Genomic DNA, 18673 nt, shown 5'->3' with positions numbered 1-18673 from the left:
GCTCAGTCCTGGACGGTAGCAGGCCGCTCGAAGCGGCGGATGAAGCCGGCCACCTCGGGGCAGATCACCTCGCGCCAGCGCCGGCCGCTGAAGATGCCGTAGTGGCCGACCTGAGGGCAGAGGAAGTGGCGGCGCTGGCCGGCTTCCAGGCTGGCGCACAGGCCGTGGGCGGCCTCGGTCTGGCCCGGGGCGGAGATGTCGTCCAGCTCGCCCTCCACGGTCATCAGGGCGGTCTTGCGGATGGCGGCGGGATCGACCCGGCGGCCACCCACCATCAGTTTGCCCTGGGGCAGGTGGTAGTCGAGGAAGACCCGTTCGATGGTCTCCAGGTAGAACTCCGCCGGCAGGTCCATCACCGCGTTGTACTCGTCGTAGAAGCGGCGGTGAGCCTCGGCCGACTCCCCGTCGCCCTTCACCAGGTGGTGGTAGAAGTCCACGTGGGCATCGATGTGCCGGTCCGGGTTCATGGCGACGAAGCCGGCGTGCTGCATGAAGCCCGGATACACCCGGCGCAGGGCGCCCGGGTACTTGGCCGGCACCCGGGTCACCACCCGTGTTTCGAACCAGGCCAGGGAATGGGCCTGGGCGTAGTCGTTGACCGCGGTGGGATTGACCCGGGTGTCGATCGGGCCGCCCATCAGCACCATCGAGCGGGGCTGGGCCGGATCGTCGTCGGCGGCCATCAGGGAAATGGCAGCCAGCACCGGTACAGTGGGCTGGCACACCGAGACGACGTGCACGTCGGGGCCGAGCCGGGCGATGAAGTCCCGGGCATAGGCCACGTAGTCGTCGAAGCCGAAGCCGCCCTGGGAATGGGGCACCAGCCGGGCATCGACCCAGTCGGTGATGTACACCTCGTGGGCCGGCAGCAGCGCCCGCACCGTGTCGCGCAGCAGGGTGGCGTAGTGGCCGGAAAGAGGGGCGAAGACCAGCACCTTGGGGTCGGCGGCACGGCCGGCGGGCAGGTCGCGCTTGAAGTGGAGCAGGCGGCAGAAGGGCAGCTCGGCCGCGTATTCCTCGGCGACCGCGACGGTGCGGCCGTCCACCGTGGTGGTGTCCAGGCCGAAGGCGGGTTTTTCGTAGCGCCGCACCAGGCGGGCGAACAGTTCGGAGCCGGCGGCCACCTTGGGGGCGGCGGGCAGGTAGGAGAAAGCGGAGAAGGGGTTGCCGAACAACTGGCTGGTGGCTTCGGCCCACAGGCGGAAGGGCGCAACCAGGCTGTGCTGGAACTCGTGCAGATCGTAGAGCATCGAAACTCGGGAGTGAAACGGAACCGGCGGATTCTAAAGAACTTTTTACCCCCGTCAATTGAAAAATAACGGGGCCTTCCGTCTCTATTCCGAGCGGTTTTCCGTCTCGTTATCGAGAGGGATTCGCTTCCGGCGGGCGGCACCGTCCGCGGGGTGTCGATCCGGGTGTGAATTCCTGCCGGCGCGACCCCTGGCCGGCGGCTACAATGACCGCGCTTGGCGCCCCCGGCGGCGTCATGGGCACCATCAGGCATTACCTAGGCACCACCTGGCACCATCGGCGATTAAGCCCTACATCATGACAACAGAAAAAATCGGTCGCTTCCAGATCAAGCGGGAACTGGGGAGAGGAGCCCAGAGCGTCGTCTACCTGGCGTGGGATCCCCACCTGGAACGGGACATCGCCATCAAGACCCTGCACTTTTCCACGCCGGACCCGGAGCAGAACCGCCGGCTGCTGGAAGAGGCCCGCTCCGTGGGGCGGCTGCGCCATCCCAACCTGGTGCCGGTGTTCGAGGCGGGGGAAGAAGGCGGCGACATCTTCCTGGTGTTCGAATACGTGCCGGGCACCACCCTGACCCGCCTGCTGGCGGAAAAGGGAGCCATGGCCGCCCCGAAGGCCGCCGCTCTGGTGCGGGCCGTGCTCGACGCCCTGGCCCACGCCCACGAGGCCGGGGTGATCCACCGGGACTTGAAACCGTCCAACATCCTGATCGACGAACACGACGGCAAAGGCACGCCCCGGGTCATGGACTTCGGCATCGCCATGCGCGCCGACGCGGCCCGGGACGGCGGCCTGAGCGGCACCCCGGCCTATATGGCGCCGGAGTACATCGCTCACCGCACCGTGTCTCCAGGTGTGGACGTGTTCGCCGCCGGCCTGGTGCTGTTCGAGCTGCTCACCGGCTTCCGCGCCTTCCAGGGCGTGGACGTGAACCGGGTGATGGAGCGCATCTGCAACGACGACTTGCGCCTGCCCGACGGGCTGGCGGTGGACGAGCGCCTGGCGGACATCCTCTACCGGGCCACCGCCCGGGACCCGCTGGACCGCTTCGAGTCGGCGGCCGCCTTTCGCCAGGCCCTGGACGCTTACCTGTCCCCCGAGTCCGAGGCCAGCGCCGCGGCAGACGCCAAGCAAAGCACCCTGGATTTCCTGCTGCGCCGGATGCGCCACAAGAGCGACTTCCCGGCCCTGTCCGAATCGGTGTCGGCGATCAACAAGATCGCCGATTCGGAGCGGGAGAGCGTCGCCAAGCTGTCCTCCACCATCCTCAAGGACTTCTCCCTCACCAACAAGATCCTGCGCCTGGTGAACTCGGCGGCCTACCGCACCTCGGGCGGCGGCAACATCAGCACCGTGTCCCGGGCGGTGATCGTCCTGGGCTTCGACGCGGTGCGCAACATCGCCGTCACCGTGCTGCTCTTCGAGCACCTGCAAAACAAGGCCAACGCCCAGCAGCTCAAGGAAGAGTTCCTGCGCGCCAACCTGGCGGCCATCATCGCCCGGGACATCGCCCACCACCGCCCCGAAGTGGCGGGCCACCGGGAGGTGGAGCAGGCGTTCATCTGCGCCATGTTCCACAACCTGGGGCGGCTGCTCACCCAGTACTACTTCCCCGAGGAAAGCGACGAGATCAAGAAAGCCATGCAGCAGCAGGCCATCTCGGAGGAGGCCGCCTCGATCAGGGTGCTGGGCCTGTCCTACGAGGAACTGGGCATTGGCGTGGCGCGCACCTGGGGCTTTCCCACCCTGATCGTCGGCAGCATGCGCTCCCTGCCGCCGGGCAGCGTGCGCCGGCCCAATTCCGCTGAGGACCGGCTGCGGCTGCTGTCGGCCTATTCCAACGAAATCTGCAACGTGATCGCCGCCACGCCGCCGGAACGGCGCCAGAGCGAGCTGCGCAAGGTGGCGGCCCGCTTCGCCGCCGGCATCGACCTGGACGACAAGGCAGTGCGGGAGACCCTGGAACGCTCCTTCGTCCAGGTGGCCGAATTTGCCACCATCATCCGCCTCAACCTGCAACAGACCGTGTTCGGCCGCCAGATCCGCGCCTGGAGCGGCGGCACCGTCGGCAGCGGCGAAACGGTCACCGAACTGGGCACCCTGCCCGGGGCGGTGCTGGCCGACAACGCGGTGCTGCCCGACGGGGACGGGAGCGACGGCGAGGCCTACAACGCGGCCAATGCCCAGGCCATCCTCACCGCCGGCATCCAGGATATTTCCAACACCCTGGTGGAAGACTTCAAGCTCAACGACGTGCTGCGCATCATCCTGGAGACCATGTACCGGGCCATGGGCTTCAAGCGCGTCATCCTGTCGATCAAGGATGCCCGCACCGGCATGATGCAGGGACGCTACGGCTTCGGCCCGGACGCCACCGAGGTGGCCAAGGCCTTCCGCTTCCCGGTGGGCAAGCACCAGGACATCTTCCAGGCGGCCCTGACCAACGGCGTGGACATCCTCATCACCGACACCGAGGACCCGAAGATCGCCCCGCGCATTCCGGAATGGTTCCACAAGGCTGTCTCGGCCCGCTCCTTCGTCATCTTCCCCCTCAACATCCGCCACAACCCGGTGGCCCTGATCTACGCCGACAAGGACCGGGCCGGCGACATCGTCATCCCGGACAAGGAACTGTCCCTGCTGCGCACCTTGCGCAACCAGGCGGTGCTGGCGATCAAGCAGTCGGTGGGCTGAGGGGCACGGGAACCGTCCTCCCGTCCTGCGGGCGCGCCTTGGCGCGCCCGTTGCATTTCCAGTGGCACTTTCTGGTGATGCTTTCTGGCGTCACGTTCCGGAGTCACGTTTCGACTCGCTCCCGCCCATGCTTCGGCATAATGGCCTGCAAAAATATCTTCGACATAGTCGGGTGGAATTGCCACGGAGCATAACTTCATGTTCGGAGCATCAAAGCGCCTGCTGCGGGAACAACAAACCATCGCCACTCTGGAAGCCCGCCTCGACGAACGGGAGCGGGAAGCGGCGGCACTGCGCCAGGAGCTGGCGGAGAGCCAGGCCCAGCTGGCCAGCATCCAGCGTTCCGCCCGGCATTCGGACGGAATGCACCAGAATCTGAGCACCTTCGCCGATTCTCTCAAGTAGGTGCAGCAGTCCCTGGCCGGCCTGGCCGCGTCGATGAAGGAGGAGCGGACCGTTTCCCAGGAGGCGACGGCCTCGGTCGATCGCAGCGTGGACGCCGTCAACCGCCTCGACGGCAGCCTCAAGCTGCTGGTGGACAAGAGCCAGCTGACCAGCAGCGCCGTGGTCAGCCTGAGTGCGCGCACCACGGAAATCGGCGGCTTTCTCCAACTCATCCGGGAGATTGCCGAGCAGACCAATCTGCTGGCCCTCAATGCCGCCATCGAGGCGGCCCGGGCCGGGGAGGCGGGCCGGGGCTTCGCCGTGGTCGCCGACGAGGTGCGCAAACTGGCCGAACGCACCAGCCAGGCCACCGCCCAGATTTCCCGGCTGGTGGAAGGCGTCCATCAGGGGACCGAGCAGGTGGAATCCCACCTCGACATCACGGCGGAGCAGCGCCAGGGCTTTTCCCAGGACAGCCAGGAAGCCCTGGCCAACATCGACACCCTGCAACACATTTCCCAGGCCCTGAGCCGGGCGGTGTCCACGGTGGCCCTGAGCAGCTTCGCGGAAACCGCCAAGGTGGACCATCTGGTGTTCAAGATGGAAATCTACAAGGTCCTGATGGGGCTCAGCGACAAGGACGACACCGACTTCGCCAGCCACCACCACTGCCGCCTCGGCAAGTGGTACTACGAGGGCGACGGCGCGGCCTGTTTTTCCCACCTGCCCGGCTACCGGGAGGTGGAACCCTTCCACGCGGCGGTGCACAGCAACGGGGTGGAGGCGGTGCGCTCCCACCTGGGCGGCAGCCCGGAGGCGTCCAATCAGGCCCTGGCGGCCATGGAGGCGGCCAGCCTCAAGGTCATCGAGTGCCTGGAGACGATGGCGCGGGCCGCTTCCGCATCGTCCGGCGCCTGACGGCCGGCGCAGGCCAGGGGGGGCTGAAAGCCCCCCTCAGGCCACGGCGGCGAGGCGGGGCGCCGGCGGCGGGGCCAGCAGGGCCTCGGCCATGGCGTCCACCGCTGGGTGGGGGATGCCGTTACGCCGGATCAGCACGGTGGTGGTGCGCCCCAGGTGGGGCGGCAAGGGGTGGGCCGATACGCTGTTGCCGCTGGGCAGACTGGCCAGCAGGCTGCGCGGGGCCAGAGCGATGCCCATGCCCGAGGCGACGCAGCCGAGCATGGCGTGGTAGGACGATAGTTCCACCACCCGCTCCGGCACCACCGGGGCCGGACCCGAGGCGGCCAGCCACTGTTCCAGCCGTTGCCGGTAGGCGCAGCTCGCCTCGAAGGTGAGCAGGGTGCGGGTGCGCACGTCCCGGGCGTCGACGATCGGCGGGTGGCAGGCGGCGGCCACGATCACCAGTTCTTCCTCGAACACCGGCACCGCGTTGAGGCGCAGGTCGTCCACCGGGCCGCTCACCAGGGCGCAATCCAGAGTGCCGTCGAGCACCTCGGCGATCAGTCGGCCGGTGGGGCCGGTGCGCAGTTCGAGCTGGACGCCGGGATGGCGGCCGTGGAAGTCGGCCAGCCGGGGCGGCAGACGGGTGGCGGCGGTGCTTTCCATGGACCCCAGGCGCAGCCGCCCCCGGGGCGTGCGGTCGCTCACTGCGGCCCGGGCCTCGTCGGCCAGGTTGAGCAGCCGCTCGGCATAATCCACCAGCACCTGGCCGGCGGGGGACGGACTCATGCGCCGGCCTTCGCGCACGAACAAATCCACGCCCAGCCGTTCTTCCAGTTGCTGAATGCGGGTGGTGACGTTGGATTGCACCCGGTGCAGTTGGGCCGCCGCCCGGGTGACGCCGCCTTCGCGGACCACGGTGAGGAAGATGTTCAGGTCGTCCAGGTCCATGGGTTAATCTCAAAATAGGATTGGTTCGTTCATATTAATTCATTTTACGTGAACGACAATCCCACCTAGGCTACGAACCTGACAAGACCGTTAAGCCGCCGTCAAGACCACTGTTCCCCGACCCCAACCCTGGTGCCCCGACCCCAACCCCGGCGCGGCATCGAGCACCGACGAGAGCCCGACCATGGCCCAACCTTCCGCAATCCCCGCCGCCGGCGCCTACACCCACGCCGGGGCGTCCCACCGCGCCGGCTACCTGGCGGCCATCGGCACCGTGGCGATCTGGACCGGCTTCATCCTGATCTCGCGCCTGGGCGGCAAGAGCGCCCTGACCGGCTTCGACATCCTGGCCCTGCGCCTGGGTACGGCGGCGCTGCTGCTGTTCCTGTTCGCCGCCCGGCTGCCGGCCCAGGCCTGGGGCAACAAGCGCCTGTGGATTCTGGCCGCCATCGGCGGCGTGGGCTTCGGCGTGCTGGCCTATTCCGGCTTCAAGAGCGTGCCGGCGGCCCATGGGGCGATCCTCATCCCGGGCTTGCAGCCGTTTCTGGCGGCGGTGTTGTCCTGGTGGCTGGCCGGCGAAAAGCCCTCGGCGCCGCGCATGGCGGGCTACGCCTGTATCGCCGCCGGGGTGAGCCTGGTGGCGGTGCCGATCCTCTCGGGCAACTGGTCCCCGGCCATGCTCGCCGGCGACGGGCTGGTGTTCGCCGCGTCCCTGACCTGGGCGGTGTTCGGCATGCTGGCCAAGCGCTGGGGCTTCGAGCCCTGGCTCCTGACCCGCTTCATCGCCATCGGCTCGGCCATCCTCTACCTGCCGGTGTACGTGCTGTTCCTGCCCAAGGCCCTCGACGCGGTGCCCTGGTCTACCCTGGTGCTCCAGGCCCTCTACCAGGGGATCGGCCCGGCCATCCTGGCCATGGTGCTGTACCTGCGGGCGGTGTCGATCCTCGGCCCGTCCCGGGTGGCGGCCTTGATCGCCCTGGTGCCGGTGCTGGCCGGCCTGCTGGCGGTGCCCCTGCTCGACGAGCCGCTTACCGTGTGGCTGGCCTCCGGCCTCCTGTCCGTGTCCCTGGGCGCCTTCCTGGCCTCCCGGCCGCTACCGGTGGCCTCTGCCCCGGCCGCCGGGTCGGTGCCGCTCCAGTCCCGGGCCCGGGCCTGACGGACAGCACCCAATCCCAGTCCTTCTTTTTCACCACCCCGCGAGAACGACCATGCCCTACGTCAACATCAAGATCACCAACGAGAACGTCACCCCGGAAAAGAAGGCGGCCCTGATTGCCGGCGCCACCAAGCTGCTCCAGGAGGTGATGGGCAAGAACCCGGCCACCACGGTGGTGGTGATCGACGAGGTGAATACCGACAACTGGGGCATCGCTGGAGAAACCGTGACGGTGCGCCGGCAGAAGGGGCAATGAGCCGTTCTCGACTGCCGATGCCGTGACGGCCGGTCCATGACCGCGTTGCGGGCATAGCCCATTCGACGCCCCGCCATGCGGGGCGTCGGCGTTTGTGGAATCGCTGAATGCCTAGGCTGAAAAGCCGCGCCAGTGCTCGATCCTGGTAGTGCTGCCGCGAAGATCAAGCACTGGCGCGGCTTTCCGCGTAGGCAGGCTGAAACCCGGCTACTGGCGCGGGGTTTGGTCCCGGGTCATTCCAGATCGGCCGCCGCGCTGCGCTCCCCGGGGCGGTGCGGGGTGGCGGGGGTCAGTTGCCAGAAGATGGCCGCCGACAGGGTGGTCATCAGCCCCATGGTGGCGAAGGTGGCCTGGAAGGCCGGCTGGGCGGTGCCGGGGCCGCCCGCGGCGAGCAGGTCGGAAAAAATGTCCAGGATCGCCCCGGCGCAGGCCACGCCCATGCTCATGGACAGCATCATCACCATCGACAACAGGCTGTTGCCGCCGCTGGCCAGGGTCGAATCCAGGTCCTTCAGGGTCACTGTGTTCATGGCGGTGAACTGGGCCGAATTGACCATGCCGAAGAACACCAGCTGCAAGAAACGCAGCCAGGTCGGCTCTCCCGGAGCGATCCAGGCGAAGCTGGCCATGGCCAGGCCGAGCAGGAAGGTGTTGCCCACCAGGATGCGGCGGTAGCCGTAATACTGGATCAACGGGGTGATCAGGCGTTTGGTAAAGATGCCGGCCGCCGCCACCGGGATCATCATCAAGCCCGATTCGCTGGGGGAAAAGCCCAGGTTTACCTGGAGCAGCAGGGGAATCAGGTAGGGCATGCTGCCGCTGCCCAGGCGGGCGAACAGGTTGCCGAGCAGGCCGACGCTGAAGGTGGGGACGTGGAACAGCCGGGGCGGAAAGAGGGGCTGGGGATGGCGCGCCGCCCGCAGCCAGTAGGCGGCCAGGGCGGCGAAGCCCGCCACCAGCATCACCAGCACCGTGGCGCGGCGCAGTCCCAGTTCGGACACTCCGTCCAGGGCCAGGGAGATCAGCACCATGCCCAGGGCCAGCAGCAGATAGCCGGCCAGGTCGAAGCGGTCCGGCGAGCGGCCGCGGATGTCGGGCATCACCGCCAGGGTGGCGAAGAAGCCCACCAGGCCCACCGGCACGTTGATGAGGAAAATCCAGTGCCACGACACCGCCTCCGACAGCCAACCGCCCAGGGGCGGGCCGAGCAGGGGGCCGATCAGCCCGGGGATGGTGACGAAGCTCATGGCCGGCAGGAATTTTTCCCCGGGAAAGGTGCGCAGCACCGCCAGCCGGCCCACCGGCAGGAGCAGCGCCCCGCCCAGCCCCTGCACCACCCGGGCCGCCACCAGCAGGCTCAGGTTGGGGGAGAGGGCGCATAGCACCGATCCGACGACGAACAGGGCGATGGCGCCGATGAAGGTCGGCCGGGTGCCGAAGCGGTCCGCCAGCCAGCCCGAGGCCGGGATCAGCATGGCCATGGTCAGGGCGTAGGCGATCACCACCGACTGCATGCGCAGGGGGCTTTCCCCCAGGCTTTCCGCCATGGCCGGCAGGGCCGTGTTGACGATGGTGGCGTCCAGGGTCTGCATGAAGAAGCCGATGGCCACCAGCCACAGCAGCAGGCGTGGGGAGTGGGGCGGGGTGGCGGGAACGGAGGCGTTGGGGGGTGTCATGGTGCGTTGTTGTTGTATTGCGGGGCGGCTGCCTGGTGGGACAGGCACCCGGGACGCGGGTTCGCCCCCTGCCGTGAAGGCGGCCGGCGGGGCTGCGGCTGCCGCCTATCCATTATCCCGCGCCCCCGCCAGGACGTCGCCTGGTGGCGGGTGCGCGGGCCAGGATGAGCCGTTCGGATATTTGCTTGCATATTTGAAGTTACTTGATTAGGCTCCGCCCCATGCGCACCACCAGCTTCGATTCCATGGAGTGCCCCACCGCCCGGGCCCTGAGCTGCATCGGCGAATCCTGGAGCCTCCTCATCCTGCGGGACGCCTTCCAGGGCTGCCGGCGCTTCGACGAGTTCCAGCAAAGCCTGGGTATTCCCACCAACACCCTGACCCGCCGCCTCAAGCACCTGGTGGAGCGGGGGCTGCTGGAGCGGCGCAACTACAGCGACCGGCCGCCCCGCTGCGAATACCTGCTGACCCCCATGGGGGCCGACCTCTTTCCCGTGCTGGTGGTGCTGTTCGACTGGGGCAACAAGTACCTGACCCCGGACGGGCTGGCCGTGCAGCAGGTGACGCCGGGGGACGGCCACGTCATCGAATCCCAGGTGGTGGACCGGCGCACCGGCCAGCCGATCACCGTGGACCGGGTGCGCCTGCGGCCCGGCCCGGCGGCCACCGCCCGGGTCGAGGCCCGGGCGGCCCAGGTGCGGGCCCTGTGGGAAGGTGGGGCGGGCGACTGACCTGGCTCCCTTTGCCTCCCTCCCTCCATCTTTCCGGCTGCCACTGCCTTCCCAGCGTTCTCCGCTGCTTCCGCCCGGGCGCCCTATGCCGGCGCGGCCTACCCACCTTTCTTTGCGAGACTCCTGCATGAGCCAATCCGCCCACGTGCTGCCCCATCCCCTCGGCCTGCGCCGCGTCGTCGTCACCGGCCTGGGCCTGGCGACCCCTCTGGGGGTGGGGGTCACGCCTACCTGGACCAACCTGCTGGCCGGCAAGAGCGGCGTGCGTCGGGTCGAGCGCTTCGACACGGCCAACCTCAACAGCAAGATCGCCGGCCAGCTGCCCGAAGGCAAGCGCGCCGACGGGGGCTTCGATCCCACCGAATGGGCCGACGCCAAGGAATTGAAAAAGATGGATGCCTTCATCCTCTACGCCCTGGCGGCGGCCCATGAGGCCATCGAGGACGCGGCCTGGCGGCCCGACGACGTGGAGTCGCGCAACCGCACCGGGGTCATGGTCGGCGCCGGCATCGGCGGCCTGCCGGCCATCGAGGCAGCGGCCCGTACCCTGGAGCGTTCGTCGGCGCGGCGCATCTCGCCCTTCTTCATCCCCTCCAGCCTGATCAACCTGGCGGCGGGGCACATTGCCATCAACCATGGCTTTCGCGGCCCGACCCACGCCGCGGTCACGGCCTGCGCCTCCGGCGCCCACGCCATCGGCGATGCGGCGCGGATGATCGCCCTGGACGACGCCGACGTGATGGTGGCCGGCGGCACCGAAGGGGCCATCTGCGAACTGGGCATGGCCGGCTTCGCCGCCGCCCGGGCCCTGTCCACCGCCTTCAACGACGACCCGGAGCGGGCCTCGCGCCCCTGGGACGTGGCCCGGGACGGCTTCGTCATGGGCGAGGGCAGCGGCATCGTGGTGCTGGAGGATTACGACCACGCCCGCCGGCGCGGCGCCCACATCTACGCCGAAGTGGTGGGCTACGGCATTTCCGGCGATGCCTACCACATCGTCTCGCCCCCGGAAGACGGCGACGGGGCGGCCCGGGCCATGGCGGCGGCCCTGCGCCGCGCCGGCATCGCCCCGGCGGCGGTGGATTACCTCAACGCCCATTCCACCTCGACCCACGCCGGCGACCTGGCGGAGATCGCCGCCATCCTGCGGGTGTTCGGCGACCATGCCCGGAGCGGTGGCCTGTCGATCTCCTCGACCAAGTCGTCCATGGGCCACCTGCTCGGTGCGGCGGGCAGCGTGGAGGCGATCCTGTCGGTTCTCGCCCTGCGCGACCAGATCGTGCCTCCCACCCGCAACCTGGAAACCCCGTCGCCCGAGTGCGCCGGCCTGGACCTGGTGCCGGGCGAGGCCAAGCGCCGCCGGGTGGACTATGCCCTGTCCAATTCCTTCGGTTTCGGCGGCACCAACGCCTGCCTGATCTTCAAACGCCTGGCGGAGTGACGGCAAGTGGTGCGGGCCGCCGGACGCCTGATGAGCGCGGCGGCATGGCACAAAAAAATCCCCCCGGTTCGCACCGGGGGGATTTTTGCATCGCTTGCTCCGACCCGCCGTCAGGCGTGGGTCGGGCGGGCAATGGCCGTTCTCACCACAGCTTCCACCAGGGCACCTTGCGGTCCAGGCCCTGGGCGTAATAGGTGCTGTTGGGGAAGTTCTTCTTCATCACCCGTTCCGCGTCGTCGCGCAGGTCGGTCATGCCCATGCTGTCGTAGCCCTTGACCATGATGAACAGGGCTTCCTCGATGGCCGGTGCGTCGGGATAGTTGAGCACCGCCGACTGGGCCCGGTTCACCGCCGCCAGGTAGGCGCCCCGCTTCATGTAGTAGCGGGCCACGTGCACCTCGTTGGAGGCCATGGCGTTCACCAGGTACTTCATGCGCAGCACCGCGTCCTGGGTGTACTTGCTGTCGGGGAAGCGGATCGCCAGCTGGCGGAAGGCGTCGAAGGCCTCGCGCATGCCCTTGGGGTCGCGCTCGGTCTCGTCCTGCATGCTGACGTGGCCCATCACCCCCAGGTCGTCGTTGAAGCTGGCCAGACCCTTCAGGTAATACATGTAATCCACGTTGGGGTGGCTGGGGTGGAGCTTGATGAAGCGGTCGCAGGCGGCGATGGCCGACGCCTGTTCGCCGCTCTTGAAGTAGGCGTAGGCCACTTCGATCTGGGCCTGCTGGGCGTAGCGGCCGTAGGGGTAGCGGGCCTCGAGCTTCTCGAACAGCTTGATCGCCTTGTCCCAGGCGCCGTCGTTCATGGAATCCTTGGCTTCGCTATAGAGCTTGTTGGCCGACCAGCCCAGGGTCTCGTCCTTCACTTCGGGCAGCAGGCCGCAGCCGGCGGTGAGGCTGGCCAGGGCCACCAGGGCGACGGCCGCCATCCGGGCCAGGGATTTTGTCGTTACACTCCGGGCCATGTGTTCCACGCGTTCCACTAAATTGAGCCTTTCCGAGAATTCCCGAGAGCCGCATCCCGCCGAAGGCGAGGGGAGCGGCCAGCCGATTGAAGATCGCGGCGATTATAGCGCAGCCCCGCTGCTGGCCGAGGATGAGGACGACGATGCCGATGGCGCCGCCGCCATCGTCCCCGCCAATGCCAGTGTCGGCGAGGCCACGGCCCTGACCATTCCGGCGGAATGCGCCGGCCTGCGCCTCGACCAGGTCCTGGCCCGGCTGCTGCCCCAGCACTCCCGGGGCCGCCTGCAAGCCTGGATCAAGGAGGGCCTGGCGACCCTGGACGGGGTCACGGTGGACGAGCCCAAACGCAAGGTGCGGGGCGGCGAGGCCCTGCGCCTGGCGGCCGCGCCCCTGCCCGAGCAACAGGCGTTCGCTCCCGAGGCGATTCCCCTGGCGGTGGTGTACGAGGACGCCCACCTGCTGGTGGTGGACAAGCCCGCCGGGCTGGTGGTCCATCCGGCCGCCGGCAACTGGAGCGGCACCCTGCTCAACGCCCTGCTGCACCACCACCCCGGCGCCGCCGCCCTGCCCCGGGCGGGCATCGTGCACCGCCTGGACAAAGAAACCTCGGGGCTGATGGTGGTGGCCAAGACCCTGGAAGCCCAGACCGACCTGGTGCGCCAGCTCCAGGCCCGCACCGTCAAACGGGAATACGCCGCCCTGGCGAAAGGGGCGATTGGCGCGGGGGGCACGGTGAACGCTCCCATCGGCCGCCATCCCACCCAACGGATCAAGATGGCGGTGGTGCCCGGCGGCAAGCCCGGCATCACCCATTACCGGGTGCTGGAGCGCCTGCCCGGCGCCACCCTGGTGGAGTGCTCCCTGGAAACCGGGCGCACCCACCAGATCCGGGTGCATCTGGCCCACATCGGCCACCCCCTGGTGGGGGACCCGGTCTACGGTACCGGCCAGGGCCGGGCCAACCTGCCCGCCGCCGCCCGGGATTTTCCCCGCCAGGCCCTGCACGCCCGGCGCCTGGGGCTGATCCATCCCGCCACCGGCCAGCCCATGGCCTGGGAGAGCCCCTTGCCCGACGACTTCACCGCCTTGCTGGAGGCCCTGCGCCATGCCGCACCCTGAAGGATTCGCACCGGACTGGCCGGCCCCCGCCAACGTCCATGCCTGGCAGACGACCCGCCACGGTGGGGTCAGCGCCGCTCCCTATGCCAGCCTCAACCTGGGCGACCACGTGGGCGACGACCCCCGGGCGGTGCTCGCCAACCGCCAGGCGGTGTCGGTACACGCCAGGCTGCCGGCCGAGCCCCTGTGGCTGACCCAGGTGCACGGTACCCGGGTGGCCGTGGCCGGGCAGGATGCCCAAGGCTGCGAGGCGGACGCGGCCCTGGCCCGCTCGGTGGCGGGGGGCGGCGGCGTGGCGGCGATCATGACCGCCGACTGCCTGCCGGTGCTGTTCTGCGACGAGGCCGGCACCGTGGTGGCGGCGGCCCACGCCGGCTGGCGGGGCCTGGCCGGGGGCGTGCTCGAAGCGACGGTGGCGGCCATGGGCGCGGCACCGGAACGGGTGCTGGCCTGGCTGGGGCCGGCCATCGGCCCCACGGCCTTCGAGGTCGGCGACGAGGTCCGCGCCGCCTTCGTCGGCCAGGACGGGGATGCGGCGGCGGCCTTCGCCCCCGGGGCCCCGGGCAAGTGGCTGGCAAACCTGTACGCCCTGGCCCGGCTGCGCCTGGGGCGGATCGGGGTGACCCGCGTCTATGGCGGCGGGGAATGCACCTTCGGCCAGGTGGACCGCTATTTTTCCTACCGCCGCGAGGCGCGCACTGGGCGCATGGCCAGCTTGATCTGGCTGGATTGAACCGGACTCATCCTCCGGCGGCCGGTGCGCGAGGCCGTCCTGTCCGGGCCGCGGCATCGTCCGCCAGCCTCATCGTGTCAGCCGGCCGCGCCCGCCGGCGGCCCCACCGGGGAAAGGTAGGCGGCTAACAAATACGCCGAGGGGGCGGAACAGGGCGGGTATAATCCCAGGCTTTTTCCGCGTCGCCACCATGTCTTCCCTGGGCTGGATCCTTACCCTGAGCTTTGCCGGCGGCATCCTGTCGGTCATTGCGGCGGCCCTCATCGGCATGGGCACCCGGGCCTCGGCCGTTCCCCACCTGATCTCCTACGCCATCGGCGCCCTGCTCGGCGCGGTGTTCCTGGAAATCCTGCCCCACGCCATCGAAAACACCCGGGACGTCCATGGGCTGGCAGCCACCGTGCTGGGCGGCATCCTGCTCTTCTTCATCCTGGAAAAACTGGTCCTGTGGCGCCACTGCCACGGCCACGCCACCGGCCACGACTGCGAGGCCCACGATCCGGCCGTTTCCCACCACGGCCACGGGCACGACCATGGCCGCTCTGGCCTGCTGATCCTGATCGGCGACACCTTCCACAACTTCGTCGACGGCATCCTGATCGCCGCCGCCTTTCTGGAAAACCCGTCGGTGGGCCTGGTCACGGCCTTCGCCATCATCGCCCACGAGATTCCCCAGGAACTGGGCGACTTCGTCGTCCTGATCCACTCCGGCTACAGCCGTGCCAAGGCCCTGTGGTTCAACATCCTGTCCGGCGTGGCCACCATGATCGGCGCCCTGCTGGCCTACTACGCCCTGTCCGAAGTGCAGGAGTGGGTGCCCTCGCTACTCGCCCTGGCGGCGGCGAGCATGCTCTACGTGGCGGTGGCCGACCTGATCCCGGGGCTGCACCGCCGGCCCGAGATCAAGGCCACCTTGCAGCAGGTGCTGCTGATCGGCGCGGGCATCGGCTCCATCGCCCTGGTGCGCGTCTTCGTCGACCACGCGTGAGGCACGGCGGCGGATTCGGACATTCCGGACCGCCGCGGCATTGCCGGTAGCGCGCTTTCTGCGGCCCGTTGGTCCTGCCGGCCTAGGCCGGGCCGATCTTCTTCCCAATCGAATGCTGCCGTCCGGCTGGGGCGGGCTCAGGCGCCTCGGGTGTTTAGGCGTTGCCGTCCCGAGATTCGTCCGGAGCGTCGTTCCGGGCCGCCCGCTCGGCCATCATCTCCTGGTAGCGGCGGCGTTGCCGGCGGACCTTGCTGCCGGCGAAATACAGGATCAGCCCGCAAGGCAGGGCGCCAAAGAGCAGGAAGGTCATGATGCCGCCCACCACGCTCGGTTCGGTGAAGGCGGCCAGGGTGGCCACGTACAGCCAGCCGATGACGACGATGAGAGTGACGGACATCTGGTGTTCTGCGTGTGATCGGTGGGAAGGTGCGCCCCTGTGCGGCCGAGCGGCGCATGCCGCGTGAGGGGTGGGCGGCGGGACGGCCGCGCAGCCAACGGGCTGCCGGGCGAGGGGGGATTATAGCCGCCCCGGATGCCCGGTCCGTGGCTCCTGTCGCGGCTTTTGGCCTTTTGTCTCGATTTCCGGACGATAGCCATTGACACGCTTCGGGCGGGCTATGCAGAATGAAATTCCTGCCCCGCACCCTCCGTGCGGGCCCTCAGCCGGAGCGAATCGATGTTCAAAGGGCCGGAAGGTTTTCCGTTTGCCATGCCGCCGTTCCAACAATGGAGCCAGGTCGCGACACAGCAATTGCAAACCCTGCTGACGTCCCAGGCGGGGGGAGGGGAGGGGGCCGAAGCGGCCCCGCGCTGGCCCGAGGCCGAGGCCTTGGCCGCCCTGCAAAAAGACCATCTGGAGCGCCACGCCCGCCTGTGGCAATCCATGCTGGCCACTTCCGCCGGCAAACCCGAGGCCGAGCCCTACCGGGTCGAGGCCGAACCCGGCGACCGGCGCTTCGCCGCGCCGGAATGGGCGGAAAGCCCGCTCTTCGATTACCTGCGCCAAGCCTACCTGCTCAATGCCCGCTTCGTCCGGGAACTGGTGGAACTGGTGCCCACCGACGACGAGAAGGCCAAGAACAAGCTGCGCTTCATGGCCCGCCAGTACGCCGACGCCCTGGCGCCGTCCAACTTTGCCGCCACCAACCCGGAATTCGTCAAGCAGGCCCTGGCCACCAACGGGGCCAGCATCACCACCGGCATCCGCAACCTGATCGGCGACCTGGAAAAGGGCCGCATCTCCATGACCGACGAGTCGGTCTTCGAGGTGGGCAAGAACATCGCCACCAGCGAGGGCAGCGTCGTCTTCGAGAACGAACTGATCCAGCTGATCCAGTACAAGCCCCTCACCGCCAAGGTGGGCAAGCGGCCGCTGCTGATCGTGCCGCCCTGCATCAACAAGTACTACATTCTCGACCTGCAGCCGGACAATTCCCTGGTGCGCTTCGCCGTGGAACAGGGGCACACCGTGTTCCTTGTCTCCTGGCGCAACCCCAAGGCCGACCTGGGGCACTTCTCCTGGAACGACTACCTGGAAAAGGGCCCCATCGCCGCCATCGAGGCGGTGCGCGGCGTCGCCAAGGTGCGGGAATTCAACGTGCTCGGCTTCTGCGTCGGCGGCACCCTGCTGACCTCGGCCCTGGCTGTGCTCAAGGCCCGGGGCGATAGCCCGGCCACCTCCCTGACTCTGCTCACCACCTTCCTCGATTTTTCCGATACCGGCGACCTGGCCCACTTCGTGGACGACCGGCTGATCTCCACTTGGGAGGCCACCATCGGCCGGGGCGGCCTGCTTTCGGCCCGGGAGCTGTCCACCACCTTCTCGGCGCTGCGTCCCAACGACCTGATCTGGAACTACGTCGCCAACAACTACCTGAAGGGCCAGAAGCCGGCCGCCTTCGACCTGCTTTACTGGAACAGCGATTCCACCAACCTGCCGGGCCCCATGGCCTGTTGGTACCTGCGCAACATGTACCGGGACAACGCCCTGCGGGTGCCGGGCAAGCTCGACATGTGCGGCGTCAAGGTGGACCTGGGCAAGCTCGACATGCCGGTCTACATCCTGGCCACCCGGGAAGACCACATCGTTCCCTGGCAGTCCTCCTTCCAGAGCACCCGCCTCCTGTCCGGGCCGAAGCGCTTCGTCCTGGGGGCCTCGGGCCATATCGCCGGCGTGGTAAACCCGGCGTCAAAAAACAAGCGTAGCTTCTGGAAGAGCGACGACCTTTCCGCCGACGCCCTGGGTTGGCTGGCCGGCGCCACCGAGCACAAGGGCAGCTGGTGGCTCGACTGGGCCGACTGGCTGGCCGACTTCAAGGGGGGCGAAAAGGCAGCGCCCAAGAAGGCCGGCGGCAACGGCTACGCCGAAATCGAGCCGGCCCCCGGGCGCTACGTCAAGGAAAAGGCCTGATTTCAGCCTCGGTTCGGCCCGATCCGGGCCGACGCCACCCGATTTGAAGTTTTTCCCGACCCCGGCGCGCCCGGGGGCGGGAGCCGCAGTACGCCGGCGGCCCGCGAGGGCCGCGGCAATGAGCAGTGCAGATGGGATGAACCTATAACCAAGGAAGGAAATGCAATGACGCAACGCATCGCACTCGTCACTGGCGCCATGGGCGGCATCGGCTCGGCGGTCTGCCAGGAACTGGCGAAGGCAGGCTACAAGGTGGCAGCGAACTACCACCCGCAGTTCGACAATCCGGAAGAGTGGCTCAAGGAGCAGGCCGAGGCCGGCTTCAAGGACTTCGTGCCGGTGGCCGGCGACGTGTCCGACTACGCGTCGTGCCAGGCCATGGTGGCCGAAGTCGAAGCCAAGGTGGGCCCGGTGGATATCCTGGTCAACAACGCCGGCATCACCCGGGACAAGTTCTTCGCCAAGATGGAAAAGGGCCAGTGGGACGCGGTGATCAACACCAACCTGAACAGCCTGTTCAACGTCACCCACCAGGTATCCGCCAAGATGGCCGAGCGCGGCTGGGGCCGGATCATCAACATCTCCTCGGTCAATGGCGTCAAGGGCCAGGCCGGCCAGTCCAACTACTCGGCCGCCAAGGCCGGCGTGATCGGCTTCTCCAAGGCCCTGGCCCAGGAACTGGCCGCCAAGGGCGTGACGGTCAACGCCATCGCCCCGGGCTACGTCGCCACCAAGATGGTCATGGCCATCAAGCCGGAGATCCTCCAGACCATCGTCGACTCCGTGCCGATGAAGCGCCTGGGCAAGCCCGAAGAGATCGGCGCCCTGTGTGCCTACCTGGCCTCCGACCTGGCCGGCTTCATCACCGGCGCCACCATCAACATCAACGGCGGCCTCTACTACCAGTAAGCCCCGCCTTGTTTTTTGATGGCACGAAAGCCCCGCTCCGGCGGGGCTTTCGCTTTGTGTATAATCCGATAATTACGCCGCTCGCACCGATCGACCCGAAAACGGC

General features: G+C 68.4%; 17 protein-coding genes. 12 read left to right on the top strand and 5 right to left on the bottom strand.

The window, feature by feature from the left end; all coding sequences use genetic code 11:
* Positions 1–2: 2 nt before the first annotated feature.
* A complete protein-coding gene (phaZ, locus tag LWW89_RS12850) occupies positions 3–1250 on the bottom strand; it encodes a polyhydroxyalkanoate depolymerase (RefSeq protein WP_293264764.1) in 1248 nt (415 codons plus the stop codon).
* A 298-nt stretch (positions 1251–1548) separates the two neighbouring features.
* Here phaZ and LWW89_RS12845 point away from each other — a divergent pair, with 298 nt between their 5' ends.
* The 3 genes from LWW89_RS12845 (at position 1549) to LWW89_RS12835 (ending at position 5250) form a co-directional block, all read left to right on the top strand.
* Positions 1549–3948, top strand: a complete 2400-nt coding sequence (locus LWW89_RS12845) for a serine/threonine protein kinase (protein WP_293264762.1) — start codon at positions 1549–1551, stop codon at positions 3946–3948.
* A gap of 198 nt (positions 3949–4146) precedes the next feature.
* Positions 4147–4353: a hypothetical protein gene (locus LWW89_RS12840; RefSeq protein WP_293264760.1), complete on the top strand. Its 207-nt coding sequence runs from the start codon at positions 4147–4149 to the stop codon at positions 4351–4353.
* Entirely contained in the window at positions 4354–5250 is an 897-nt protein-coding gene (locus LWW89_RS12835; RefSeq protein ID WP_293264758.1) for a methyl-accepting chemotaxis protein, read from the top strand.
* A gap of 36 nt (positions 5251–5286) precedes the next feature.
* Here the strand turns inward: LWW89_RS12835 and LWW89_RS12830 are convergent, their stop codons facing one another.
* The gene (locus LWW89_RS12830; RefSeq protein ID WP_293264756.1) at positions 5287–6183 is read right to left on the bottom strand and encodes a LysR family transcriptional regulator; all 897 of its coding nucleotides are present in this window, start codon (positions 6181–6183) and stop codon (positions 5287–5289) included.
* Positions 6184–6367: 184 nt separating this feature from the next.
* Between LWW89_RS12830 and LWW89_RS12825 the strand changes: the two genes are divergently transcribed.
* Together LWW89_RS12825 and LWW89_RS12820 are read left to right on the top strand one after the other, a co-directional pair.
* Positions 6368–7339, top strand: coding sequence for a DMT family transporter (locus LWW89_RS12825; RefSeq protein ID WP_293264754.1), 972 nt, complete (start codon positions 6368–6370; stop codon positions 7337–7339).
* A 52-nt stretch (positions 7340–7391) separates the two neighbouring features.
* Entirely contained in the window at positions 7392–7595 is a 204-nt protein-coding gene (locus tag LWW89_RS12820) for a 4-oxalocrotonate tautomerase family protein (RefSeq protein WP_293264752.1), read from the top strand.
* A 233-nt stretch (positions 7596–7828) separates the two neighbouring features.
* Here LWW89_RS12820 and mdtD read toward each other — a convergent pair whose 3' ends face one another.
* Positions 7829–9271 carry a multidrug transporter subunit MdtD gene (gene mdtD / locus LWW89_RS12815; RefSeq protein WP_293264750.1) on the bottom strand — a complete coding sequence of 481 codons (1443 nt, stop codon included), beginning with the start codon at positions 9269–9271 and terminating at the stop codon, positions 7829–7831.
* Positions 9272–9492: 221 nt separating this feature from the next.
* On the opposite strand from mdtD, the gene LWW89_RS12810 reads away from it, so the two are divergent.
* Positions 9493–10002, top strand: coding sequence for a helix-turn-helix domain-containing protein (locus LWW89_RS12810; RefSeq protein ID WP_293264748.1), 510 nt, complete (start codon positions 9493–9495; stop codon positions 10000–10002).
* Positions 10003–10129: 127 nt separating this feature from the next.
* Positions 10130–11443, top strand: coding sequence for a beta-ketoacyl-ACP synthase II (fabF, locus tag LWW89_RS12805; RefSeq protein ID WP_293264746.1), 1314 nt, complete (start codon positions 10130–10132; stop codon positions 11441–11443).
* A 142-nt stretch (positions 11444–11585) separates the two neighbouring features.
* On the opposite strand, the gene LWW89_RS12800 is transcribed toward fabF, so the two are convergent.
* Positions 11586–12407, bottom strand: coding sequence for an outer membrane protein assembly factor BamD (locus tag LWW89_RS12800; RefSeq protein ID WP_293264744.1), 822 nt, complete (start codon positions 12405–12407; stop codon positions 11586–11588).
* Positions 12408–12570: 163 nt separating this feature from the next.
* On the opposite strand from LWW89_RS12800, the gene rluD reads away from it, so the two are divergent.
* From rluD to LWW89_RS12785, 3 genes are all read left to right on the top strand, one after another.
* Entirely contained in the window at positions 12571–13527 is a 957-nt protein-coding gene (gene rluD, locus LWW89_RS12795) for a 23S rRNA pseudouridine(1911/1915/1917) synthase RluD (protein WP_293264820.1), read from the top strand.
* Positions 13514–14260 (top strand): peptidoglycan editing factor PgeF, encoded by a 747-nt coding sequence (gene pgeF / locus LWW89_RS12790; RefSeq protein ID WP_293264742.1) that lies wholly within the window; start codon positions 13514–13516, stop codon positions 14258–14260. Before rluD ends, pgeF begins: the two co-directional genes overlap by 14 nt.
* A gap of 190 nt (positions 14261–14450) precedes the next feature.
* On the top strand, positions 14451–15248 hold the full coding sequence (locus tag LWW89_RS12785; protein ID WP_293264740.1) for a ZIP family metal transporter: 798 nt from the start codon (positions 14451–14453) through the stop codon (positions 15246–15248).
* 154 nt (positions 15249–15402) lie between these two features.
* Here the strand turns inward: LWW89_RS12785 and LWW89_RS12780 are convergent, their stop codons facing one another.
* The gene (locus LWW89_RS12780; RefSeq protein ID WP_293264738.1) at positions 15403–15645 is read right to left on the bottom strand and encodes a hypothetical protein; all 243 of its coding nucleotides are present in this window, start codon (positions 15643–15645) and stop codon (positions 15403–15405) included.
* A gap of 363 nt (positions 15646–16008) precedes the next feature.
* Here LWW89_RS12780 and phaC point away from each other — a divergent pair, with 363 nt between their 5' ends.
* A complete protein-coding gene (gene phaC, locus LWW89_RS12775) occupies positions 16009–17658 on the top strand; it encodes a class I poly(R)-hydroxyalkanoic acid synthase (RefSeq protein WP_293264818.1) in 1650 nt (549 codons plus the stop codon).
* Between the two features lie 165 nt (positions 17659–17823).
* Positions 17824–18567, top strand: a complete 744-nt coding sequence (locus LWW89_RS12770; RefSeq protein ID WP_293264736.1) for a beta-ketoacyl-ACP reductase — start codon at positions 17824–17826, stop codon at positions 18565–18567.
* Positions 18568–18673: the final 106 nt, after the last annotated feature.

Origin of the sequence: Oryzomicrobium sp., assembly GCF_021287045.1 — a bacterium.
GTDB lineage: Bacteria > Pseudomonadota > Gammaproteobacteria > Burkholderiales > Rhodocyclaceae > Oryzomicrobium.
The sequence above is the reverse complement of the archived record's forward strand: the minus strand, read 5'-3'. Positions and strand labels throughout refer to the sequence as shown.